The organism is uncultured Acidovorax sp. (genome assembly GCF_964021665.1).
In the GTDB taxonomy this organism is placed as follows: domain Bacteria; phylum Pseudomonadota; class Gammaproteobacteria; order Burkholderiales; family Burkholderiaceae_C; genus Acidovorax; species Acidovorax temperans.
This window is the reverse complement of the sequence record NZ_CAXIAK010000125.1, coordinates 1-8,158: the sequence shown is the minus strand read 5'-3', so window position 1 is coordinate 8,158 and position 8,158 is coordinate 1. Positions and strand designations below refer to the sequence as shown.

General features: G+C 64.1%; 9 protein-coding genes. 3 read left to right on the top strand and 6 right to left on the bottom strand.

The features are described from left to right. Positions 1–173: 173 nt before the first annotated feature. A complete protein-coding gene (locus tag AADJ04_RS17005; protein ID WP_341240336.1) occupies positions 174–1,352 on the bottom strand; it encodes an acetyl-CoA C-acetyltransferase in 1,179 nt (392 codons plus the stop codon). Between the two features lie 90 nt (positions 1,353–1,442). Beyond that, on the bottom strand, positions 1,443–3,143 hold the full coding sequence (gene phaC / locus AADJ04_RS17000; RefSeq protein WP_341240335.1) for a class I poly(R)-hydroxyalkanoic acid synthase: 1,701 nt from the start codon (positions 3,141–3,143) through the stop codon (positions 1,443–1,445). 125 nt (positions 3,144–3,268) lie between these two features. Here phaC and AADJ04_RS16995 point away from each other — a divergent pair, with 125 nt between their 5' ends. After that, positions 3,269–3,595, top strand: coding sequence for a hypothetical protein (locus AADJ04_RS16995; protein ID WP_341240334.1), 327 nt, complete (start codon positions 3,269–3,271; stop codon positions 3,593–3,595). Here the strand turns inward: AADJ04_RS16995 and AADJ04_RS16990 are convergent. From AADJ04_RS16990 to AADJ04_RS16980, 3 genes are read right to left on the bottom strand one after another with little or no spacing between them, the layout of a single operon-like run. Beyond that, complete coding sequence (locus AADJ04_RS16990) at positions 3,512–4,423, bottom strand: polyphenol oxidase family protein (RefSeq protein WP_341240333.1); 912 nt, start codon at positions 4,421–4,423, stop codon at positions 3,512–3,514. The two genes, AADJ04_RS16995 and AADJ04_RS16990, sit on opposite strands and share 84 nt — an antisense overlap. Further along, on the bottom strand, positions 4,402–5,070 hold the full coding sequence (gene maiA, locus AADJ04_RS16985; RefSeq protein ID WP_341240332.1) for a maleylacetoacetate isomerase: 669 nt from the start codon (positions 5,068–5,070) through the stop codon (positions 4,402–4,404). Before maiA ends, AADJ04_RS16990 begins: the two co-directional genes overlap by 22 nt. A 60-nt stretch (positions 5,071–5,130) precedes the next feature. Then, entirely contained in the window at positions 5,131–5,580 is a 450-nt protein-coding gene (locus AADJ04_RS16980) for a MarR family transcriptional regulator (protein WP_207375018.1), read from the bottom strand. Positions 5,581–5,725: 145 nt separating this feature from the next. Between AADJ04_RS16980 and AADJ04_RS16975 the strand changes: the two genes are divergently transcribed. Together AADJ04_RS16975 and AADJ04_RS16970 are read left to right on the top strand one after the other, a co-directional pair. Continuing rightward, on the top strand, positions 5,726–6,421 hold the full coding sequence (locus tag AADJ04_RS16975) for a fumarylacetoacetate hydrolase family protein (protein WP_341240331.1): 696 nt from the start codon (positions 5,726–5,728) through the stop codon (positions 6,419–6,421). A gap of 133 nt (positions 6,422–6,554) precedes the next feature. Further along, positions 6,555–7,106 (top strand): NUDIX hydrolase, encoded by a 552-nt coding sequence (locus tag AADJ04_RS16970; protein ID WP_341240330.1) that lies wholly within the window; start codon positions 6,555–6,557, stop codon positions 7,104–7,106. 281 nt (positions 7,107–7,387) lie between these two features. On the opposite strand, the gene AADJ04_RS16965 is transcribed toward AADJ04_RS16970, so the two are convergent. After that, a partial coding sequence (locus AADJ04_RS16965) for a penicillin-binding transpeptidase domain-containing protein (RefSeq protein ID WP_341240329.1) occupies positions 7,388–8,158 on the bottom strand: 771 nt, incomplete at its 5' end.

Genomic DNA, 8,158 nt, shown 5'->3' with positions numbered 1-8,158 from the left:
GCCTCTTACCACTCTACCGAAGATTTGTGAGCTGGCTGTGCAGGTAAACACTGGGGCGTGCGGTCTTTTCCAAAAAAAGTAACGAAACACGCAGACCGTCGCACGGGTGCAACGGGCATGAAAAAGGCCGCGCATCCGCGCGGCCTTGCAGGGGATCAAAAAAAGCAGTGGGCTCAGCGCTCAAGCGCCAGCGAAACGCCCATGCCACCTCCGATGCACAAGGCCGCCAGACCCTTCTTGGCATCACGGCGCTGCATTTCGTGCAGCAGGGTCACCAAGATGCGGCAGCCCGACGCACCAATGGGGTGGCCAATCGCGATGGCACCGCCGTTGACGTTGACCTTGGCGGGATCAATGGCCAACTCTTTGTTCACTGCGCAGGCTTGCGCCGCAAACGCTTCGTTCAACTCGAACAAGTCCACATCGGCGGCGTTCCAGCCAGCGCGTTGCAGAGCCTTGCGGGAAGCAGGCACGGGGCCCATGCCCATCGTGGCGGGGTCCAGGCCGCTGGTGCCAAAGGCCGCAATGCGCGCCAGGGGCTTGAGGCCCAGCGCTGCGGCCTTCTTGGCGCTCATCACCACCACGGCAGCGGCGCCGTCGTTGATGCCCGAGGCATTGCCGGCCGTCACGCTGCCGCCCTTGTCAAACGCTGGGCGCAGGCCCGCCAGGGCTTCGGCACTGGTCTTGCGGTTGAGGTACTCGTCCACGTTGAAGACAACCGGGTCGCCCTTTTTCTGGGGAATGCTCACACCCACGATTTCGTCCACAAACTTGCCCGCATCCTGGGCGGCTGCAGCTTTTTGCTGGCTGGCCAGGGCCAGGGCGTCTTGCATGTCACGGGTAATGCCGTATTGCTTGGCGACGTTCTCGGCCGTGATGCCCATATGGTACTGGTTGTAGACGTCCCAAAGGCCGTCCACGATCATGGTGTCCACCATCTTCCAGTCGCCCATGCGCTGGCCGTCGCGCGAGCCGTTGAGTACGTGGGGCGAGAGGCTCATGTTTTCCTGCCCACCCGCCACCACGATTTCGCTGTCGCCCCAGGCCACGGCCTGGGCGGCCAGCATCACGGCCTTGAGGCCGGAGCCGCACACAGCATTGATGGTCAAGGCAGGGGTTTCCTTGGCCACACCAGCCTTCATCATGGCCTGGCGGGCTGGGTTCTGGCCTACGCCAGCAGCCAGCACCTGGCCCATGATGACTTCACCGATCTGGTCAGACGCCAGACCCGCACGCGCGATGGCTTCACGGATCACCACGGCGCCCAGCTCGGTTGCCGGGGTCTTGGCCAGCGAACCGCCAAACTTGCCCACTGCAGTGCGGGCGGCCGAAACAATAACGATGTCTTCCATGAAAGTCCTTTCAGTGTGAATCTCTTCTGCCCGGCGGCGCACCACATGCGCTTTGAAGGGCGAGCCTAAACATTCTCTCAGTCCTGCAAGTCAGGACTTTTGCTTAACGTAGCTGCCAGGGGCGGGCTCGATGGCCTTGAACTTGGCGCCCTTGCCGTAGGTCTTGGGGGCGGCAATCTGCTTGCCAGCGTGGGCCTTCAACCAGTGGGACCAGTCGGTCCACCAGCTGCCCGCATGCTCCGTGGCCCCTTCAAGCCATTGATCCAGGGTGGCGGGCAGCTTTCCATCGGCGCGAATCCAGTGGCTGCGTTTGTTCTTGGCAGGCGGGTTGATCACCCCGGCGATATGGCCCGAGGCCCCCATGACAAACCGCTTTTTGCCACGCAGCACCTGGGTGGACGCGTAGGCCGCATTGATGGGCACGATGTGGTCTTCGCGCGAGCCGTAGATGTACACCGGCAGGGTGAGCTGGCCCAGGTCCAGCTTCTCGCCACAGACGGTGAGCTTGCCCGGCTGCACCAGGTTGTTTTCCAGATAGAAGTTGCGCAGGTACCAGGCGTAGAAGGGGCCGGGCAGATTGGTGCTGTCGCTGTTCCAGTACAGCAGGTCGAACGGGGGCGGCGTTTCGCCCTTGAGGTAGTTGCCCACCACGTAGTTCCACACCAGGTCATTGGGCCGCAGAAAGCTGAAGGTCGAGGCCAGGTCTTGCCCCTTCATCAGCCCGCCTTTGCCCATTTGCAACTCGCGGAACTGCACGAACGCCTCGTCAATGAACACGTCCAGGATCCCGGTGTCGGCAAAGTCGATGAGCGTGGTGAGGAAGGTGGCGCTGGCCACGGGCTCTTGCCCGCGCGCAGCCATCACCGCCAGGGCATTGCTCAAGATGGTGCCGCCCACGCAAAAGCCCAGCGCATTGATTTGGTCAGCCCCGGTGATGCTCTGCACCACGTCGATGGCTGCCATGGCGCCGTCTTCCACATAGTCGTCCCAGGTTTTGTGGGCCAAGTCTTCGTGCGGGTTGCGCCAGCTCACCACAAAGGTGCGGTGCCCCTGCTCCACCGCGTAGCGGATGAAGGAGTTGTCGGGCTGCAAATCAAGGATGTAGAACTTGTTGATGCAAGGCGGCACCAGCAAAAAGGGCCGTTCGTACACCTTGGTGGTGAGGGGCTTGTATTCGAGCAACTGGAACAGCTCATTCTCATACACCACCGCACCCTCGGTGGTGGCCACGTTGCGGCCCACCTCGAACAGGCTCTCGTCCGTCATCGACACATGGCCCTGGCGGATGTCGTGCAGCAGGTTTTGCATGCCCTTGGCAATGCTCTCACCCTTGGTCTCGATGGCCTTTTTCTGCGCTTCGGCGTTAAAGGCCAGAAAGTTGCTCGGGGCCATGGCGGCCATCCACTGCTCTACGCCAAAGCGGATGCGGGCGCGGGTTTTTTCGTCGCCTTCTACCGCATCGGCCAGACCCATCAGCGTGCGGGCGTTGAGCAGGTAGGCGGCCGCTGAAAAAGCAGCCACGGGGTTCGAAGCCCAGCCGTCGCCGCTGAAACGGCGGTCTTTCACCTCGGGCGTGCCTTGCAGGCTTTGCGACCACAGCGCCTGCGCCTCCTTGAGGTACTGCTCTTGCAGGGCCTGCAGCTTGGCGGGAGACAACTGCACCGCAGGCACCTTGCCCGGGGGGCCACCCAGATCCAGGTTCTGGAAAGATTGCAGCGCTTTGGCCCAGCTGTCTCCAAATATCTGTTGGAATTGCTGGGCACCTTGGGCCCAGAGTGCTTCAGAATTCATGCTGCGTTCCTCAAAGTGTGGTCCGTCGGGCGGGCTGCAGGGTTTTTCACCCGCTCTGGTTCATTGTTGCCCAGCCCGCTGGGGTATGGCAACCATGATGGAGCGTTTAACCTACATACACACCAATGTACCTTGTCCTGATTGCATGGCTTTACGTCACTTTGATGATGGCAGTGGCGGAGGCCGCCAGCCCCATGGGCACCGTACTGGGCGCTGTCATGACGTTTGTGCTGTATGGCTTGCTGCCGATGGGCATCGTGGGCTACATCCTGGGCACCCCATCACGCAAACGCGCCATCAAGGCGCGGGAGATGGCCGAGCGGGCCGCCTACGAAGAAGCACAGGCCCAGGCAGCGGCAGCGCCTGCCTCAACCGCGCCAGATGCAGGCGGCCAGCCGCCCGCTGCCACCGAGCAAGGCCGTGTCGCGCCGATGGGAAAAGAACCGGGCTGACTGGGTGACCGTGCACCACGCTGCGCTGCTGTCATTGCCATAAATGCGCGTGACGCCCATGGCCTGCAGGCGCAAACGGGCCAGGCCCGCCAAATCGGCCAGCCATTTGCCCTGCCGGGTGGGCGACGGAACAAAGCAGGCGCTGTATTGGGGGCCAGCAGCGCAAAACGCCTCGCGCACTTCCGGGCCCACCTCAAAAGCCTGCGGGCCGATGCAAGGCCCCAGCCAGGCCAAGGTGCCGCAGGCTACCGCTTCAAAACTTTCTGCGTTGTTTGCTACATTTTCAATAGCTGCTTGCGCTTTATTGACAAGCGCTAGAGCCTGAAATCGCTCAAACAACGCACGCATGGCTGATTCCAGTACACCCACCCCGCCCTGGCCTGCCAGGCCCCGCCAGCCCGCATGAGCTGCACCCACCACGGCGCCACTGGTGTGGGCAAGCAACACCGGCAGGCAATCGGCCACCATGATGGTGCAGACCACACCGGCCTCGGTCGCCACGCAGGCGTCTGCTTCGGTGTTGTCGGGGGTAGAGGCGGTCAAGGCAGCCACGCCCGTGCCATGCACCTGGCTTAAAAACACAGGGCGGGCGCCCGGTGTGGATTGACCCAGGGCCGCCTGTAGGCGGGCGCGGTTGGTTTGCACCGCCTGCGGGTCGTCGCCCACATGCGTGCCCAGGTTCATGCTGGCATAGGGCCCCTGGCTGACACCGCCTGCGCGCGTGGTGCACAGGGCCTGCACGCCCGCCGGGGCAGGCCACTCAGGCACCAGCCAATCTGCGGGCAGCGCAGCGCCTAAATCGCCGCTCACGGCGCGTTGTCCGGACACGCCGAGGGCTGGGCCTGGGCGAATGCTGGCATGGCCATGCAGGCATCAAAGGCAGCCATGGTGAGCGGCAGACCATCGAGGTTCACGCCAAAGCGTTTGCCGTTGAAGATTTGCGGCACCAGGCAGCAATCGGCCAGCGTGGGGGTGTCACCCCAGCAATACACCGAGGGGGCCAGCCCCTGTGCCTGCCGCTCGGCGGCCAGCAGTGCCAGCTGGCGCTCAAAGGCCTCCAGGCCCTGGCGCACCCAGTGGTGGTACCAGGCATTTTTCGCGTCTTCATTGGCATGCAGGGTGCCGATGAGGTACTTGAGCACGCGGGGGTTGTTCAGCGGGTGGATTTCGCAAGCCACCATTTGTGCCAGCGCGCGCACCCGGGCGCGGGCCAAAGGCGTGCCGGGCAACAGCGCGGGGGTGGGGTGCAGCTCTTCCAGATACTCCATGATGGCCATGGATTGCGGCAGCACGGCCCCCTCGTCGGTGACCAGGGCGGGCACCAGGGCATCGCCTACCAGGTTGGCGTAGGCCGGGTCGCGGTGCTCGCCGCGCAGCACGTGCACCGGCAGGTACTCATAGGGCAGGCCCTTGATATGGAGCGCGATGCGCACGCGAAAAGAGGCGGAGGATCGGAAATAGTTGTAGAGCTTCATGGTCAAGCGCAAAGCGGATAAGGGGGGTTCTGGCGCAGGGATGGGGACGCCCCCAGCACCTCAGCGCCCGTGGCTTTCGGTGCCGGTGCTGAACACCAGTTTGGTCAGCAAGGCGTTGAGCTGGGCCTGTTCCTGCGGCGTGAGGGGGGCGACCAGCCTTTCCTGCACGCGCTGGGCGGCCGGGCGCATGCGCAGCACGGCGGCTTCGCCTTCGGGGGTGATCCACAGGAGCTTGCGGCGCCGGTCCTGGGTATCGGGCTCACGCCGCACCCAGCCGCGCGCTTCCAGGCGCCCGATGACCGAGCCCGACGTGGCGGCATCAAACGCCACACGGGTGGCCAGCGTCACCTGGTCTTCGCCCGGCTGTTCCAGCAGTGCGTGCAAGATGGCGAACTGCACGGGCGTCACCTCAAAGTCGGCGGCTTCTTCCATGAAAAGCGCCACCGAGCGCTGGTGCGCTCGCCGAACCAGGTGGCCCGGCGCGGTGTGTAAATCGAAGCTCTTGGGCATGGGCGCGAGTGTAGCGCCCCCCTGCCAACAGCCCGTGCCCGTGGCACACTGCGCTTCATGCGCCCACGGCTTAGCCTGCTTCGCTGGCGGGCGCGGCACTGTTTTTGGGCTGCGCACAGCAGCTACACCACAATGAAAGGCAGACATGAGCTATGTGTTCCCCCCCGCCCCCACCCCCAGCGTTCCTGTGGTGGGCACTGAAGCGCAATTTCCGGTGCACCGCATCTATTGCGTGGGCCGCAATTACGAAGAGCACGCCAAGGAGATGGGCTTCACAGGGCGTGAGCCACCCTTCTTCTTCATGAAGCCTGCCGACGCCATCGTGGTCGCCCCTCCCGGCGCCACCACAGCGCTGCCCTACCCGTCCCTCACGGCCAACCTGCACCACGAGATTGAGCTGGTGGTGGCCATTGGCAAGGGGGGCAAGAACATTGCGGCGGCCGATGCGCTCTCGCACATCTACGGCTACGCCGTGGGCCTGGACATGACCCGCCGCGACCTGCAAAACGACATGAAAAAGCAGGGCCGCCCCTGGAGCATTGGCAAGGGCTTTGACCACAGCGCGCCCATTGGCCCCATCACTCCCGCAGCGCAGGCGGGCGATGTGGGCAAGGCTGGCATCTGGCTGCAAGTCAACGGAGTGGACCGCCAGCGCAGCACCATTGCCCAACTGATCTGGAACATTGCCGAAACCATCGAGCACCTCTCCGCCGCCTGGGAATTGCAGCCTGGCGACCTGATCTACACCGGCACCCCCGAAGGTGTGGGCGCTGTGGTGACTGGCGACGTGCTGGAAGGCGGCGTGGACGGGCTGGGCAGCATTCGTCTCAAGCTGGTGTAATGCGCCGCGCGGCGGGGGTGCATCGTTGCCCCCGCCCACCGCGCCAGCAACGCCTGCCATATTCACTACTATTTTGATAGCTTGCTGCGCTTATCCATCAAGCGCTACAAGCCGATTTGACTCAAACTTCTGCATGACCTACCGCAGCCCCATCAAACACTGCCGCAACTGCGGCAACGCCGTGGTGTACCGCCTGCCTGACGACGGCGATACCAAGCTGCGCGCCGTCTGCCCCGTCTGCAACACGGTGCACTACGAAAACCCGCTGAACGTCGTTGGCACCGTGCCCACCACGCCCGACGGACGGGTGCTGCTGTGCAAGCGCAACATTGAGCCGCGCTGGGGCAAATGGACGCTGCCCGCAGGCTTCATGGAGCTGGACGAAACCACCTCGCAAGGCGCAGCCCGCGAAACCGATGAAGAGGCCGGGGCACAAATCCAGATGGGCCCACTGTTCAGCGTGCTGAACGTGCCCCGCGTGGGGCAGGTGCACTTTTTCTACCTGGCCAGCCTGCTCAGTGAAAAATTCAACCCCGGCTTTGAAACCATCGAAGCGCGCCTGTTCACCGAAGCAGAAGTGCCCTGGGACGAGATCGCCTTCCGCACGGTGAAGGAAACCCTGGAAGCCTACTTTGCCGATCGCAAGACCGGAACGTTTGGACTGCACTGCGTGGATATTGAGTGATTGACTGCCATTTCACTCCACGTCAGTGAGGTGCTTCGAGCGGCGGGCCGTGCCGCTCTTTGATCTGCCCGCATGAAGCAAGGAGCAGTCGCACACCGGCTTGGGTTCTTTTTCAGCCCCCCTCAGCCGGCACAGCCAGCGAAAGCCTCAAAAAAGTAGCATCCGGCAGTCCTTGAAAGAGGCGGCCACTACTACAGCAGCAAGCTGCAAAGCCTTCGCCGCTGCACCACGCCCGCCCTGCCGTTGGCAGGCGGCGAGCTGCGGGCGGGTGAATCAACCGTTCACGGTTCCCCGTCCCGCACGGGCCTGTCGGTCTGCGATGGCACCACCACACCCGGCACCGGGGTGGCTGCAGCTTCTGCAGGTGTCAGGGGCACGGGGCTGCCACCAAACACCGCCCCGCCCTGCCCCCCTTGGGCGCCGGGTGGCGGCGGGTCCGCATCGCGAATCACGGGCGGGAGCGAGCCTGGCGGCAGGGATGGCGGCAGCGGATCGGCACCTACCTCGGGCGGCGGGGGAACATCCCGGCCAAACAGATCACGCACCCAGGTGCGCACACCGTTCATGGCATCGCCCAGCAAACTGGGGGTTTCCTCGTCCACAAACCGGTCGCGGCCGTCCAGGGTGTTGGTGCGGAAGGCCTGCTGCAAAAAGTCGCCCACCATGGGCAGCGCGCTGTGGGCACCCTGGCCCCAGTAATCGCTGCGCAGGGTGATGCGCCCATCGTTGAAGCCCACCCACGCGCCCGCCACCACACGCGGGTGCAAGGCAATGAACCAGCCGTCGGTGTTGTCTTGCGTGGTGCCGGTTTTGCCCGCCAGGTCGGCCCGCAGGCCGTAGCGGCTGCGCAGAGCGGAACCCGTGCCCCGGTCGATGGTGCCGCGCATGGCGTTGCGCAGGGTTTGTGCCGCCTGCAGGGGCATGGCCTGCTCGGGCGCGGGCGGCGCAAAGGTTTGCAGCACCTTGCCGTGGCGGTCTTCAATGCTGGTGATGAGGATGGGCTCGACGTACCGGCCCGCATTGGCGATGGTGCTGTAGGCAGTAACCATTTC

Bases quoted from the DNA above. Each gene is read 5' to 3' on its own strand.
- AADJ04_RS16970 (WP_341240330.1), top strand. From the start codon at position 6,555: ATGACCTACCGCAGCCCCATCAAACACTGCCGCAACTGCGGCAACGCC.
- AADJ04_RS16980 (WP_207375018.1), bottom strand. From the start codon at position 5,580: ATGCCCAAGAGCTTCGATTTACACACCGCGCCGGGCCACCTGGTTCGG.
- AADJ04_RS16995 (WP_341240334.1), top strand. From the start codon at position 3,269: ATGTACCTTGTCCTGATTGCATGGCTTTACGTCACTTTGATGATGGCA.
- AADJ04_RS16975 (WP_341240331.1), top strand. From the start codon at position 5,726: ATGAGCTATGTGTTCCCCCCCGCCCCCACCCCCAGCGTTCCTGTGGTG.
- AADJ04_RS17005 (WP_341240336.1), bottom strand. From the start codon at position 1,352: ATGGAAGACATCGTTATTGTTTCGGCCGCCCGCACTGCAGTGGGCAAG.
- maiA (WP_341240332.1), bottom strand. From the start codon at position 5,070: ATGAAGCTCTACAACTATTTCCGATCCTCCGCCTCTTTTCGCGTGCGC.
- phaC (WP_341240335.1), bottom strand. From the start codon at position 3,143: ATGAATTCTGAAGCACTCTGGGCCCAAGGTGCCCAGCAATTCCAACAG.